The 14,444-nt window shown below is 61.9% G+C and carries 10 protein-coding genes; 7 read left to right on the plus strand and 3 right to left on the minus strand.

All coding sequences use genetic code 11. The annotated features are described in order from the left end of the window. The first annotated feature begins 52 nt into the window (after nt 1–52). Nucleotides 53–1,384, plus strand: coding sequence for a phosphoglucosamine mutase (gene glmM, locus DW754_RS10330; RefSeq protein ID WP_117759782.1), 1,332 nt, complete (start codon nt 53–55; stop codon nt 1,382–1,384). Nucleotides 1,385–1,650: 266 nt separating this feature from the next. Here the strand turns inward: glmM and DW754_RS10335 are convergent, their stop codons facing one another. Further along, nucleotides 1,651–3,225, minus strand: coding sequence for a carboxypeptidase M32 (locus tag DW754_RS10335; RefSeq protein ID WP_117759770.1), 1,575 nt, complete (start codon nt 3,223–3,225; stop codon nt 1,651–1,653). Nucleotides 3,226–3,730: 505 nt separating this feature from the next. Here DW754_RS10335 and pheS point away from each other — a divergent pair. The 6 genes from pheS (at nt 3,731) to DW754_RS10365 (ending at nt 11,314) form a co-directional block, all read left to right on the plus strand. Continuing rightward, entirely contained in the window at nt 3,731–4,807 is a 1,077-nt protein-coding gene (pheS, locus tag DW754_RS10340; RefSeq protein WP_055250566.1) for a phenylalanine--tRNA ligase subunit alpha, read from the plus strand. Nucleotides 4,808–4,970: 163 nt separating this feature from the next. After that, on the plus strand, nt 4,971–7,424 hold the full coding sequence (gene pheT, locus DW754_RS10345; RefSeq protein ID WP_117759772.1) for a phenylalanine--tRNA ligase subunit beta: 2,454 nt from the start codon (nt 4,971–4,973) through the stop codon (nt 7,422–7,424). Nucleotides 7,425–7,671: 247 nt separating this feature from the next. Continuing rightward, nucleotides 7,672–8,757, plus strand: a complete 1,086-nt coding sequence (cbiM, locus tag DW754_RS10350; protein ID WP_117759774.1) for a cobalt transporter CbiM — start codon at nt 7,672–7,674, stop codon at nt 8,755–8,757. Further along, on the plus strand, nt 8,735–9,571 hold the full coding sequence (locus DW754_RS10355; RefSeq protein WP_117637396.1) for an energy-coupling factor transporter transmembrane protein EcfT: 837 nt from the start codon (nt 8,735–8,737) through the stop codon (nt 9,569–9,571). Before cbiM ends, DW754_RS10355 begins: the two co-directional genes overlap by 23 nt. Nucleotides 9,572–9,615: 44 nt before the next feature. Next, nucleotides 9,616–10,386: an energy-coupling factor ABC transporter ATP-binding protein gene (locus DW754_RS10360; RefSeq protein WP_117759776.1), complete on the plus strand. Its 771-nt coding sequence runs from the start codon at nt 9,616–9,618 to the stop codon at nt 10,384–10,386. A gap of 79 nt (nt 10,387–10,465) precedes the next feature. Continuing rightward, complete coding sequence (locus DW754_RS10365; RefSeq protein ID WP_117759778.1) at nt 10,466–11,314, plus strand: hypothetical protein; 849 nt, start codon at nt 10,466–10,468, stop codon at nt 11,312–11,314. On the opposite strand, the gene DW754_RS10370 is transcribed toward DW754_RS10365, so the two are convergent. After that, nucleotides 11,311–12,384: a hypothetical protein gene (locus tag DW754_RS10370; protein ID WP_147336400.1), complete on the minus strand. Its 1,074-nt coding sequence runs from the start codon at nt 12,382–12,384 to the stop codon at nt 11,311–11,313. The two genes, DW754_RS10365 and DW754_RS10370, sit on opposite strands and share 4 nt — an antisense overlap. Before the next feature lie 421 nt (nt 12,385–12,805). Then, on the minus strand, nt 12,806–14,266 hold the full coding sequence (gene pyk / locus DW754_RS10375) for a pyruvate kinase (protein ID WP_117563711.1): 1,461 nt from the start codon (nt 14,264–14,266) through the stop codon (nt 12,806–12,808). Nucleotides 14,267–14,444: the final 178 nt, after the last annotated feature.

Below are 14,444 nucleotides of genomic sequence, written 5' to 3' on the forward strand. Positions count from 1 at the left end.
CTTGCAGCGACGGACCTCGGGACGCTCTTACACCACGTCTGCGCGCGCCACCATGAAGTACTTTGGCACCGACGGCTTTCGCGGTGAGGCCAACGTTGGGCTGACGGTAGAGCACGCTTATAAGATTGGCCGTTTTGTGGGCTGGTATTACGGCGCCAACCGCGAGCGCAAGGCGCGCGTCATCGTGGGCAAGGACACACGTCGCTCGAGTTATATGTTCGAGGCGGCGCTGGTGAGTGGCCTGGTCGCGAGCGGTGCGGACGCCTATATGCTGCACGTGATCCCCACGCCGGGCGTAGCGCATCAGACCGTGGAAGGCTGCTTCGATTGCGGCATCATGATCAGCGCGAGCCACAACCCGTTTTGCGATAACGGCATTAAGCTCGTCAACAGCGACGGTTTTAAGATGGACGAGGACGTGCTGGAGCTCATCGAGGACTACATCGATGGCAAGAGCGAGGTGCCGCTGGCCACGGGCAACCACATCGGCGCCACGGTGGACTACATGCAGGGGCGCAACCGCTATATCGCCTCGCTCATTGCGAGTTCGAATTTTTCGCTACAGGGCGTCAAGATCGGTCTCGACTGCGCCAACGGCTCGGCGTCCTCGGTGGCCAAGCCGGTGTTCGACGCGCTGGGCGCCGACGTGCGCGTGATCAACGCCGCGCCCGATGGCTTTAACATCAACGTCGACTGCGGCTCCACGCATATGGAGCGCCTGCAGCGCCACGTGGTGGAGCAAGGCCTGGACGTGGGTTTTGCCTATGACGGCGATGCCGACCGCTGCCTGGCCGTGGATGAGCGCGGTCGCGTGGTAGACGGCGACCAGATCCTGTACGTGTGCGGCGTGTATCTGAACAAGCACGGTCGCCTTTCGGGCGGTACCGTGGTGCCGACGATCGCCAGCAACTTTGGTCTGGTCAAGTCGCTGGAGCTTGCCGGACTGAGCGCCGTGACCAGCGGCGTGGGCGACCGTCACGTGTATGCCAAGATGCGCGAGGGCGGCTACAGCCTGGGCGGCGAGCAGACGGGCCATACGATCTTTGGCGATATCGAGCGCACGGGCGACGGCATTATGACCTCGCTGCGCGTGATGGAAGTGATTCGTGCCGAGCGCGAGACGCTCTCGCAGCTCACGGCTCCGTGCAAGCTGCTGCCGCAGGCGCAGGTTGCCGTGCGCGTAGCGGATAAGGACGCCGCGCTCGAGAACATGGGCGTGCAGAACGCCATCGCCGAGGCCGAGACTGCGCTGGCAGGCGAGGGCCGCGTGCTCGTGCGCAAAAGTGGAACCGAGTCGGTGATTCGCGTTTTGGCCGAAGCGCCCGACCAAGCATCCGCCGATGCTGCCATGAAGCGCATCGCCAACGCGCTCGAGGCTTTATAGCTACGCGGTTTTACCAAACCGCGTAGCTGCTCGACGCTGCAAACGCCCCTAAGCGGCAATCTGGCGTTCAATTTCAAGGGCGCGACCAGAAGGTCAGCGCCCTTTCATTTCACGTCACCTTGCTCGCTTACCCGGCACTTGGGGACATTCCTATTGTGCCGGCATAAAAGGAACGTCCCCAAGTGCCGGGTCTCTGGTTTAGATGAAAAAGGGGCGCCGCGGATAGATCCTGCGGCGTCCCTTTGCGTTGGCGTGTTGCCTAGGCTTTACAGCTCGTAGAGCGTGGTGAACTTGTCCTGTAGGTAGCTGCAGTAGTAGCGGGCATCGAACGCCATACCGCACGCGCCCTTGATGAGCTCCGGCGCGTCCTTGGCGCGGCCCCACTGCCAAATGTGCTCGCCGAGCCAGGCGCGGACGGGTGTCAGGTCGCCGCTCGCACAGGCGCCGTTGAGGTCGACGCCGTCGCGGCACATGGCCGGCACGAACATGGCGTCGTAGGCGCTGCCCAGCGCATAGGTGGGGAAGTAGCCAAACGAGCCGCCGCTCCAGTGCGTATCCTGCAGACAGCCACGCGTGTCGTCGGGAACCGGAATGCCCAGGTACTCGTCCATAAAGCGATTCCAAAGCGCGGGGATGTCCTTGGCCGTGGCCTCGCCGGCAAACAGCATGCGCTCAATCTCGTAGCGCACCATAATATGCAGCGGGTAGGTGAGCTCGTCGGCCTCGGTACGGATCAGCGACGGCTGGGCGATGTTCACGGCGTGGTAGAGCGTATCTTCGTCCACGTTGCCGTAGACCTCGGGCGCGTGACGGCGCAGCACCTCGAGCAGCGGGCCCATAAAATCACGGCTGCGGCCAACGGTGTTCTCAAAGAAGCGGCTCTGGCTCTCGTGGATGCCCATGGAAGTGCCGCCCTCCAGGCACGTGCGCGCATAAGCGGGATTGACGCCCAGCTCGTACATGGCATGTCCCGCCTCGTGGATGATGCTGTAGACGTTGGAGATGCAGTCGTCCTCATAGATGTGCGTGGCAATACGCGCGTCGCCCACCGAGAAGCCCTCGCTAAACGGATGCTCGGTAAAGGCGAGCGTGGTATCGTCCAGGTTAAGGCCGACGAGCTTCATCAGGTCGAAGCTCATGGCACGCTGAGCGGCGTCGGGCACATGCGCGTGCAAAAAGTCGGCAGTAGGCTGCTGGCCGCGCTCGCCGATGGCGTGAACGAGCGGCACGACGGTGGCCTTGACCTCGTCGCAAAACGCGTCGAAGCTCTCGGTGGAAAGGCCGCGTTCGTACTGGTCGAGCCAAACATCGTATGGGTCGCGCTTGGGGTCCATGAGCTCGGCCTGACGCTTAAGCTGGCAGACGATCTTGTCCACATAGGGCTCAAAGCTCGCCCAGTCATTGGCCGTCTTGGCCTTGTGCCACACGGCATCGGCCTCGCAGGTGAGCCTGGTCCAGGCCTCGGCTTCTTCGGTGGGAATGGCGCTTGCCTCGCGCTGGTCGCGGCCGAGCACGCGAATCTCGTCGAGCAGCTGCGGGTCGTCGATCTTTTCGCCCGCGACTGTCTCACGCGCGAGAGAGCGCACGAGCTCAACGGACTTTTTGCTGGTCAGGAGCTTGTGATGTTCGCCGGCAAGGGTGCCCATAGCATCGGCGCGGGCCGCGGCGCCGTTGGCGGGAGCAATCGTCGCGCCATCGAACTCGGCAATCTTGAGCAGGTACTCGCGGGTCCACAGTTTGCCTTCGAGCTTGCGGAATTTTTTGACGGCCTTATCGACCTTCATGCCTTTGGGCGTCTTGCCCACTGCGGGCTTGGCCTTCTTATCGTGCTTCTTACCCATACCATATCCTTGATCTCGCAGACCGGACGCCACGGGTGGGCGTTCGGCCAGTTTGCACAGCCACCTGCCTTGTACCCAGTGCGGACAAAACGGAACGCGGCGATATGCTCGCAGAATGTGTTATCCTGTAGCCCAATGCGTTGACGGAGAGGGTTTTGCCCGCCGCGTCGCCGGCAAGAGAGGGAAGGTCATGGGCTGCAAGCCTTCCTGCGGTGGCAAGGGCCAAGCGTTCACTCCCGAGCAGCGACCTCAACGGGCGCGCGGCCAGCGGCGGCGAAGCCCCAGTAGGGAAGCCGTGAGCCTCGCGATAAGGGGCGCAGAGTGGGCACGGCGGGCCAGACATCCGCCGGGTCAAACAAGGTGGTACCGCGGAATTCAACCGTCCTTGGGCAATGCACATGCCCGAGGACGGTTTTTTTATTACCGAACCGGGCCGCGTTTTCGCAACGTCAGACGGCGGCAGCTGCCTCGGCAAACGGAGAGCGCGAGAGACGAAAGGGAAGACATGAGTCTGATTGATGATCTGGTCAAACTCGAGGAAGAGGCCAAGGAGCTCGTCGCAGGCGCCGACGACGCAGCCAAGCTCGAGGCTGCGCGCGTTGAGCTGCTCGGCCGCAAGGGCCGCATCACCGGCCTGATGCGCATGATGGGCAAGCTCGCCCCCGAGGATCGTCCCGTGATGGGCAAGCGAGCCAACGAGATGCGCCAGCTGATTGAGGGCATGCTCGACGAGCGCAACACCGAGATGAAGGCCGCCGCCCTCAAGCGCGCACTGGAGCACGACGCCGTCGACATCACGCTGCCGGGCATCCGTCCGCAGATCGGCCACCAGCACCTGATCAAGCAGATTATCGAGGAGGCCGAGGACATCTTCTGCGGTATCGGCTACACCGTCGAGTCCGGCCCCATGGTCGACACCTCCTACTACAACTTCACCGCGCTCAACGCCCCCATGGATCACCCGAGCCGCTCGGCCCGCGATACCTTCTACGTGGTCGACAACAATCCCGGCAGCGTTGCGCACCCCGAGGCTCACGCCCACGGCGAGTCCGACGTGCTGCTGCGCACCCAGACCTCGGGCGTGCAGATCCACACCATGGAGTCGCAAAAGCCGCCCATCTACATGATCTGTCCGGGCACCGTTTACCGTCCCGACACAGCCGATGCCTGCCATCTGCCGCAGTTCAACCAGATCGAGGGCCTGGTCGTCGACGAGGGCATCACCTTCGGCGACCTGAAGGGCACGCTCGACTACTTTGTTAAGTGCATGTTTGGCGAGGACCGCAAGACGCGCTACCGCCCGCACTTCTTCCCCTTCACCGAGCCTTCCTGCGAGGTGGACGTGAGCTGCCACGTGTGCGGCGGTAAGGGCTGCAACTTCTGCAAGCACAGCGGCTGGATCGAGATCCTGGGCTGCGGCATGGTCGACCCCAACGTCCTCATCAACTGCGGCATCGACCCCGAGAAGTACACCGGCTTCGCCTTTGGCATTGGCGCCGAGCGCGTCGCGGCCCTGCGCTACGACCTGCCCGACCTCAGAACTCTCATGACGGGCGATATGCGCTTCCTGAACCAATTTTAGGCTTGTCCAGGCACCCCATCTTGGCGTTCAAACCGTCGCTCGCGTACCTTTAGTACGCGTCGCTCCTCTTTCACGCCAACCTGGGGCACCTGGACAACCCTAAGGCGAACGTCTTCATTTGATATTTCCTCCCTATGCGGAGATTAAGAACTAGGAGAGCTACATGCGCGTTTCTTACGACTGGCTCAAGACCATGATCGATATTCCGGAGGATCCCAAGACCCTTTCGGACGAATATATCCGTACCGGCACCGAGGTCGAGGCGATCGATACCGTGGGCGAGTCCTTCGACCACGTGGTGACCGCCCAGGTGCTCACCAAGACCCCGCACCCCGATAGCGACCACATGTATGTGTGCTCGGTCGACGTGGGTGACAAGAACCTCGACGCCGACGGCAACCCCGCCCCGCTGCAGATTGTCTGCGGCGCGCAGAACTTTGAGGCCGGCGACCACATCGTCACGGCCATGATCGGCGCCGAGCTGCCCGGCGACATCAAGATCAAGAAGAGCAAGCTTCGCGGCGTCGTGTCCATGGGCATGAACTGCTCCGCGCGCGAGCTCGGCTTGGGCGGCGACCACTCCGGCATCATGATCCTGCCCGAGGATACGCCCTGCGGCATGCCGTTTGCCGAGTACGTGGGCTCGAGCGACACCGTGCTCGACTGCGAGATCACGCCCAACCGTCCCGACTGCCTGTCCATGATCGGCATGGCCCGCGAGACCGGTGCCATCTTCGATCGCGATTTCCACGTTGATCTGCCCGCCATCAAGGCGGAGACTGGCCGCGCGACCGACGACGAGCTTTCCGTCGAGATTGCCGACGAGGGCCTGTGCGACCGCTATGTCGCCCGCATCGTGCGCAACGTGAAGGTTGGCCCGTCGCCCGACTGGATGGTCAAGCGCCTTAACGCCCTGGGCGTGCGCCCGCACAACAATATCGTCGACATCACCAACTATGTGATGATGCTCACCGGTCAGCCGCTGCACGCCTTTGACCTGTCCACCTTTGCCGAGCGCGAGGGCAGGCGTCGCGTGGTGGTTCGCGCTGCCCAGCAGGACGAGAAGTTTACGACCCTCGACGGCGAGGAGCGCACGCTCGACGCCGGCATGGGCCTCATCACCGACGGCGAGCGCCCCGTGGCGTTGGCCGGCGTTATGGGCGGCATGGATTCCGAGATCGAGGACGACACCGTCGACGTGATGGTCGAGAGCGCCTGCTTCAACGCCGGTCGCACCTCGCACACCAGCCGTGACCTGTCGCTGATCTCCGACGCCTCCATTCGCTTTGAGCGCCAGGTCGACGAGACCGGCTGCGTGGATGTCGCCAACGTCACGTGCGCGCTCACCGAGGAGATCGCCGGCGGCGAGGTTGCTCCCGGCTACATCGACGTGTTCCCCGCGCCCAAGACCATCGACAGCATTAAGCTGCGCCTGGCCCGCGTGCACGCCATCTGCGGTGCTGACATCGAGCCCGACTTTATCGAGCGCTCGCTCACCCGCCTGGGCTGCGCCGTCGAGTGCGACGGCGAGGACTTTATGGTCACTCCGCCGAGCTTCCGCCCCGACCTGCCGCGCGAGATCGATCTGATCGAGGAGGTTCTGCGCCTGTGGGGCATGGGCCGCGTGACGGCGACCATCCCGGCTGCCAAGAACCACATCGGCGGCCTGACCCGCGAGCAGAAGCTCACCCGCAAGGTCGGCGAGATCTTGCGCGCCTGCGGCCTCAACGAGACCACGACCTTTGGCTTTGCCGCCCCGGGCGACCTGGAGAAGATCGGCATGTCCACCGAGGGCCGCGGCTGCCCCGTGGTGCTCATGAACCCGCTGGTAGCCGAGCAGACCGAGATGCGTCGTTCGCTGCTGCCGGGCCTGTTGCAATCCGTGGCCTATAACGAGGCCCACGGCACGCCCAACGTGCACCTGTACGAGGTCGGCAGCCTGTTCCACGGTCGCGAGAACGCCAGCCTGCCCAAGGAGACCAAGTCCGTGGCGGGTGTGCTCTCGGGCCAGTGGAGCGAGCAGTCCTGGAACATGAAGTACCGCAAGCTGCGCTTCTTCTTTGGCAAGGGTATTGTCGAGGAGCTGCTCGCCCAGCTGCGCATCGAGAAGGTTCGCTTCCGTCCCGTCGAGGGCGAGAGCTATGCCTTCCTGCAGCCGGGTCGTGCTGCCGAGGTGCTCTCGGGCGGTACCGTGCTGGGCTGGGTTGGCGAGATCCACCCCGAGGCACGCGAGGCTATGGGCATTGACGAGGTCGTCGTTGCCTTTGAGCTCGATCTGGACAAGCTGATCAAGGGCGCCCGTAACCAGGAGAACTACCGTGAGTTCTCGCAGTACCCGGCCGTTGAGCACGACCTCGCTATCGTGGTCGACAACACTGTGACCTGCGAGGATCTTGAGCGTCGTATTACGAGTGCCGGAGGCAAGCTGCTCGAGGGCGTGCGCCTGTTCGACGTCTACCGCGATCCCATCCGCATCGGTGCGGGCAAGAAGTCCATGGCCTTCGCGCTTACGTATCGCTCCGACGACCACACGCTCACCAGCGAAGAGGTCGAGAAGGCGCACCAGAAGATCGTCACCAAGGTGTGCAAGGGTGTGAACGGCGAGGTCCGCGGCTAGGACTTGCGCTGGGAGCGTAGGGCCTGATGGCGGTTGCTGTGGGCTCTGCGTGACCGCGGTGTTCGGAAAAGGCATCGCTGAGCCTGCATATATGACACACGCATTACATAACGGCGTGCTGCTTTGTCGGCAGCGCGCCGTTTTGCTATGATAGCCCGCGGCGTGTTACGAATCTGGCAATGCGTAACACTGGCAAGGTGATTCAAGCGGCGTTGCAATTCTGTGCGCCGACAACCGGGAGGCGTATATGCACATTCCAGACAACTACCTGTCCCCGCAGACCGATGCCGTCATGGCGGTGGCGATGGTGCCCGTATGGGTCCACTGCATCAAAAAGGTGCGCGCCACGCTCGATCGCGAGCATATGGCGTTCTTGGGCATTTGCGCCGCGTTCTCCTTCTTGCTCATGATGTTCAACGTGCCGCTGCCCGGTGGCACCACTGGTCACGCTGTTGGCGGCGCGTTCATCGCGTTGCTGCTGGGCCCCGAGGCTGCGGCTATCGCTGTCTCGGTCGCGCTGGCGCTGCAGGCGCTGCTGTTTGGAGACGGCGGCGTTCTGTCGTTTGGCGCCAACTGCTTTAACATGGCCTTTGTGCTGCCGTTTGTCGCTGCTATCGTGTTCCGTGCGCTCAACAGCCGTCTGCACGACAAGAGCTGGGGCACCTCAGTTTCTGCCATCGTAAGCGGCTGGGTCGGCCTGTGCCTGGCGGCCCTGTGCGCGGCAATCGAGTTTGGTATTCAGCCGATGCTCTTTACCAATGCTTCGGGCGCGCCGCTGTACTGCCCCTTCCCGCTGTCCGTGGCTATTCCGGCCATGTTGATCCCGCATATGCTGGTTGCCGGCGTGATCGAGGGCGTGGCGACGGCCGCGATCTACGGTTTCATTAAGAAGACGGCGCCGAGCATCATTGTCGGGCCCGAGGCCGTCGATGGCCAACTTGCTGCCGAGGGCGTTGCCGCCAAGAAGACCTCGCTGGTCCCCACGCTCATCCTGGTTGCCGTGCTTGTCGTAGCAACACCGCTGGGCCTGCTGGCCACGGGTGACGCCTGGGGTGAGTGGGACGCCGAGGGCGCCGCGACCGCCGTTCAAGAGGCTGGCGATGACAGCCTGCAGGCTTCGGTCGGTCTCGATACCCCGACCTTTGCCGATGCCCTGCCCACGGGCGATTATCTGCAGGCCTATTCCGAGGAGCAAGGCCTTGGCTTTGCCGGCCAGGCTACCATGTATATCCTTTCGGGCGTGATTGGCGTGGCGGTGCTCACCATCGCATTCCGTCTGATCTCGCTGACGGTCAAGGAAAGCGGTGCTCATGGCAATAGCCGAGCTGCCTAGCTGGCTTGCGGTCGAGCAGCGTTACGAGCCCGCGGGGGCTCGGCATCGTGTGATGCAAAAGAACGTCCTGCACCTGGCGAGCCTGCTTGAGCGGGTTCGCCTGGGTGGAGGCGCGCACGAGGGCGGGTCGATGGTCGACCGCGCCCTTTCTTGCGTTTCGGCTCCGGTGCGCCTGGTGGGGATGTTCGTCTGCGTCCTGTGCGTGTGTCTGACGCAGAGCCCGCTGTACCTGATGCTGATGGCGGCTATCGCGCTGGTGTTGGTCGCGGTGCGCCCCGCTCGCGGGCTGCGTGCGACCTTTGTACCGGCGCTCGGCGCCACGGGGCTTGCGGTGGTTCTGGCACTGCCTGCCCTGCTGCTGGGCGCGTCTGCCGCGGGCGCCATGCTCAAGATCGCGCTCAAGACGTTCATTAATGTGTCGCTGGTGCTGGGTGTTTCGTGGACGCTTACCTGGAGCCGCATGTCGGCGGCGCTCAAAATGCTGCACCTGCCCGACGAGGTCATCTTTACGTTTGATATGGCGCTCAAGCATATTGAGGTGCTGGGACGCACAGCGCACGATCTGTGCGAATCGGTCATGCTGCGTAGCGTCGGTTCCGCGCCTGCGGGTTTTTCGCGCACCGACTCGCTGGCGGGTATCATGGGCATGACGTTTATCAAGGCGATGGAATGCAGCCGCGCGATGGACGAGGCCATGCTGTGCCGCGGCTTCGCCGGCGTGTATCCGGCGCCTGCACTGAGCGGCTTTGGCTGGCGCGATGCGGTTTATGCGGCCGTTGTGGCGTTGTTCGCCGTGTTGTGCGCGGTGTTGTAGTGCGGACGGTCGAACCGTCGATGTGAGTAGGGAAGGGCAACGTTTTGGCAAACGATACGAATAACGCGATGGTTGCGAGCGGTGCTGCCGGCGTTGAGACCACGCCGCTCATCGAGTTTCGCGACGTGGCGTTTTCCTATGCGGGCCATACGGTGGTCGACGGCGTTTCGCTGCAGGTGAACCGTGGGGAGCTCGTTGCCCTGCTAGGTCCCAACGGCTGCGGCAAGACGACAATCATGCGTCTTATTAACGGCCTTGAGCTTGCGGACGCGGGTGCGTACCTGTTCGACGGGCATACGGTCGATTCGGCATATCTCAAGGATTCCGCGACGGCCCAGCGGTTCCATCAGCGCGTGGGCTTTGTGTTCCAAAACGCCGATGCGCAGCTCTTTTGCGCTACGGTGGGCGAGGAAGTCGCGTTTGGCCCGGCTCAAATGGGGCTGCCGACAGACGAGCTCGAGCGCCGCGTCCGCGATGCCATGAAGCTGTTCCAGGTTGCCGATCTGGTCGATGCCTCGCCCTATCAGCTCTCGGGCGGGCAAAAGAAGCGCGTTGCGCTGGCTGCGGTGGTGTCGATGAACCCGGATATCCTGGTTCTCGACGAGCCTACCAATGGGCTCGACGAGGATTCATGCGACATCGTGGTTAACTTCTTGCTGGCTTACGTCGCGGCGGGCAAGACGGTCTTGATGAGCACACATCACCAGGATTTGGTGCGACGCCTGGGTGCCCGTGCAATCTATATCGATCGATATCACCATGTGGTCGAGGCGCCTTCGCCGTCGTATGGGACCGAAAGCGGTGCTACGGACTAGTTGCTGCGTAGAGCGTGCGTAGCCGCCCGCGCGGCTTTGCCGTGATGGTATAGTTATCCAGGTTTTTATGGGGGTGGCTATGCCAAGCTGGAACATTCATATCGCTCAGACGGAGCGTTTGCTGGAGCGCACCGGTGCGCTTGCCAATAGCGTGCGCGACCGCAATGCCTTTTTGTTTGGCTGCGTGGTTCCGGATATCTTCGTGGGCTATATGGTCCCTGGCATCGCCGATCCCATCCCGTACCGCATTACGCACTTTGCAAAGCCCGAGCCTATCCCTAAGCCGCGCGAGCACGAGTTCTGGGATACCTATGTGGCGCCGCTGCTCAAAGGGGCGCCTGTTGGTACGCCGGCTGCCGCGACCTCGATCGCCGAGGAGCGCGAGCGACTCAATCGGGTGCATTATCCCCAGCGCTACAAGGATGCCGAGCCGGTTGCCGGTCCCAGCGCCTGTGAGTTCTCGCTTGCGTCCGAAGATGTGGCGCAGTCACTGCTCGATTTAACGCTGGGCGTCTGGTCGCATCTGGTGGCCGACACGGTATGGAACACGCGTGTGAACCAGTATCTGGAAGCACACGGCGGCAAGCCGTGCGAGGAGTTCCGCATTAAAAAGCAAGGCGACTTTGACTGGTTTGGCAAGACGCTGGGCATTGTTTCCATCCCGCGTGCGACCGATCGCCTGTATACCGCTGCGACGCGTTTTGGGCAGTATCCCATCCATAAGGAGTATGTGCTCAAGACCATCGGCGTCATGCACGAGATTGTACGCGAAAACCCCGGCGAGCCCGATCATCCGCCGTATCGCCTGCTAACTGAGGAGTTTTTCGATGCAACGTTTTCCGAGGTCATCGAGCTGACCGAGGTGGGCTTTGCGACTCGCGTTGCCTCTTCTGACGTTCCCGCAGTCCCCCTGATCGCTAGCTGCTAGCCGGCCGGCTTGACGGCGAACAGCTCATCCCAATCGACCAATAGCTCCCGCCGCAGGGCATCTTCGGTGGTGCGTTCCTGATCGGTCTTTGGGATGTAGGGGAGCCCTGCCTTTTTATGGATGAGTTCGGCGATGTTGTTAAAGCTCTTCGTGTCTTTGATTTGCTCATAGGTTATCTGGATAACGTCATAGCCCATGCTTGTGAGGGCGGTGGTGCGCTCGGCATCGGAGAGACTTGCGGCTTCGCCATCGTGGGCGGAGCGGCCTTGGCATTCCAGGATGACGCCCATGCTGTCGGTGTTGCTCTCGATGAGGATATCGGCGTAGCAGCAGGTTTTGTCATACAGTGAGCGCGCGGCGTCGCTGAGTGGGATGCGCACGTTGTTTGCGATGTTGATACCCATGCCGCCCTCGTTGCGGGGGAGCGAGACAAGTATGGAGGTCTGTACTTCGAAGGGCGAGGCGGTCTGCCCCGTCATGTGCTCGGCCGCCCAGCGCAGTTGTTTAACGCCGCGCAGGCCTGCAGCCTGCTTGGCGAACGCGGCGATATCCGCCGCGCTGAGGAGCGGCGGGCGCTTCCACAAATTGGTGTCATTGCCCTTGGTGTCGACAACACGCTCCCAACCGCAGTTGGGTGGAATGAGCTTAAGCGAAATGGCTTCATCGAGTTGTTGTTGCGTTCGCTCGCAGGGCTTAAACACTGCAAAGGAGCCGCACATCTCGTGGCAAGCCATGAGTAACTGGTTGCGTGAGACCTGCGTAGCAAGGCTGAGCAGCGTAAACTCGGGCGACGTGACATCAAATCCATGTTCAGTTTGCCTAAACGACCCGGGAGGCGGCTCTTGGGTCAGGAGGTGCGATTTAAACAGGCTTCGCGACCCGGATTGTGCTCGAGTGAATACAAGCCTGTGAAGCGGTGCATGAAGCAGGTCTTTTACAACTGCATGACTTCCGAGGCCGCAACATCTGCGATCCATATTGCCAAGGCTAATGGCGGGGTAAAGCCCTAATACCTGCGGCGGGATACGGTGATAGTAAAAAGCGGATTGACCGCATAGCGTCAGGTCCATGATATCCTCCTGGTCGAAATGTGCTTTTGGACCGTGCGATGCCAGCGTCAATTCGGAAGTATGCGGCAAAATCTGAACCCTGTGAGCAGACCTGGCTTTTGATGCCAGTTTATCAGGCATTTTGTTGCGAAAAAACGGGGTGTGCTCGGAGGTCTCAGAATTTGCCGCATACTTCCGAAAACGCGGTCGATCTGGCTCTTGCTAAAACGATTTAGCAGCGTCAGGTAAGGTGTGGTTTCGCCATCGGGCGAACACTTTTAGCACTTGGGACTTTATTTTTGGGCCTCGAAAGGTGGATTTCGCGCTTTTGGTAAAGAAATGGGTGCGTGTTTTGCCGTGTGCCGGCATTGACACAGAAAAAGGGCCCGGAAGGCGAAGCCTTCCAGGCCCTTTGCAATGCAAACATGCTTGCAAGTACGATTTAGCGGACCTGAGCGACGTAAGCGACGTTGGTCGAGGAGACCTTGTCCTCGAGCTGGACGCTCATGCGGGGATCGCCGGCGGTGGCGACGGTCAGATCGCCGGCCTCGACGTAGCCGAGCTCCTTAGCGGTCTCGATCGCCTTGACGATCGTGCCGTTGACGGTGCCCTGGGTAATCTCGGCCTGATGCGGGATAACGCCCCAGTACATGATCATCTGCTGGACGGCCCACTCGTGGCGGGAGAACGCGCAGATCGGCATGTTGGGACGGAAGTGCGAGATCAAGCGAGCGGTACGACCGGTGGTCGTCGGCACGGTGATGCACTTGGCGCCAACGGTGGTGGCCATGTTCACAGCGGACATACCCACAACGTTGTTGACGACGCGGGTGCCGTGAGCGTCAGCCGGAACCTCGAGCGGAGCGTGGGCCGGGAGGTACTTCTCGGTCTCGAGAGCGATGCTGGCCTGCATCTTGACGGCCTCAACCGGGTACTTACCGGCAGCGGACTCGCCGGACAGCATGACGGCGTCGGTGCCGTCGTAGATGGCGTTAGCAACGTCGGCAACCTCGGCGCGCGTCGGGCGCGGGTTCTGCTGCATGGAGTCGAGCATCTGCGTAGCGGTGATAACGGGCTTGTAGGCCGCGTTGCACTTGGCGATGATCTCCTTCTGGATGTGCGGAACAAGCTCGGGCTTGATCTCGATGCCCAGGTCGCCACGGGCGACCATGATGCCGTCGGAAGCCTCGAGGATCTCGTCGAAGTTCTCGACGCCCAGGGCACACTCGATCTTCGGGAAGATCGTCACGTGCTCGCCACCGTTCTCGCGGCAAAGCTTGCGGATGCCGCGGACGGACTCGCCGTCACGGATGAAGGAAGCGGCGATGTAATCGATGTTCTCGGTCAGGCCAAAGAGGATGTCCTGACGATCGCGCTCGGTGATGGCGGGCAGCGAGATGTTGACGTTGGGCATGTTGACGCCCTTGCGCTCGCCGATCAGGCCGTCGTTCTTAACGACGCAGGTCATGTCCTGGCCGCTGACGGACTCGACCTCGAGGGCAACCAGGCCGTCATCGATCAGGATAAGGGAGCCCTTCTCGACCTCGGAGGGCAGAGCCAGGTAGTCGAGGGAGATGTGCTCAGAGGTGCCGTGGAAATCCTCGGACGTGGGCTGAGCGGTGACGACGATCTTGTCGCCGGTCTTGACGGCAACCTTCTTGCCGTCGACCAGAAGGCCGGTGCGGACCTCGGGGCCCTTGGTGTCGAGCAGGATGCCGACAGGCAGACCGAGCTCCTTGGAAATACGGCGGACGCGCTCGATGCGACCGTGGTGCTCGTCGTAGGAGCCGTGCGAGAAGTTAAAACGGGCGACGTTCATGCCCGCCTTGATCATCTCGCGGATGGTCTCGTCGCTATCGCAGGCGGGACCCATGGTGCATACAATCTTAGTGCGCTTGTACATTCAGACCTCCATCTGACATCGTCTTGCGCTGATAGATAAACCATAAGAAATAAAACCGAGATGATTATAACGAAATGCCGACCGAATACCCCAAAAAATCGACCGTATGCCGAAATGGAAGTTCATTTCCTTGATTGTCATTTTCATTGCAACAGCCTCAGGACTCAGCGCAACGCGT

The organism is Collinsella sp. AM29-10AC (assembly GCF_003469085.1).
GTDB lineage: Bacteria > Actinomycetota > Coriobacteriia > Coriobacteriales > Coriobacteriaceae > Collinsella.

Coding starts and splice junctions, on each gene's coding strand:
- DW754_RS10335 (WP_117759770.1), bottom strand. CDS start 3,225: ATGGGTAAGAAGCACGATAAGAAGGCCAAGCCCGCAGTGGGCAAGACG.
- cbiM (WP_117759774.1), top strand. CDS start 7,672: ATGCACATTCCAGACAACTACCTGTCCCCGCAGACCGATGCCGTCATG.
- DW754_RS10355 (WP_117637396.1), top strand. CDS start 8,735: ATGGCAATAGCCGAGCTGCCTAGCTGGCTTGCGGTCGAGCAGCGTTAC.
- pheT (WP_117759772.1), top strand. CDS start 4,971: ATGCGCGTTTCTTACGACTGGCTCAAGACCATGATCGATATTCCGGAG.
- DW754_RS10370 (WP_147336400.1), bottom strand. CDS start 12,384: ATGGACCTGACGCTATGCGGTCAATCCGCTTTTTACTATCACCGTATC.
- pyk (WP_117563711.1), bottom strand. CDS start 14,266: ATGTACAAGCGCACTAAGATTGTATGCACCATGGGTCCCGCCTGCGAT.
- glmM (WP_117759782.1), top strand. CDS start 53: ATGAAGTACTTTGGCACCGACGGCTTTCGCGGTGAGGCCAACGTTGGG.
- DW754_RS10365 (WP_117759778.1), top strand. CDS start 10,466: ATGCCAAGCTGGAACATTCATATCGCTCAGACGGAGCGTTTGCTGGAG.
- pheS (WP_055250566.1), top strand. CDS start 3,731: ATGAGTCTGATTGATGATCTGGTCAAACTCGAGGAAGAGGCCAAGGAG.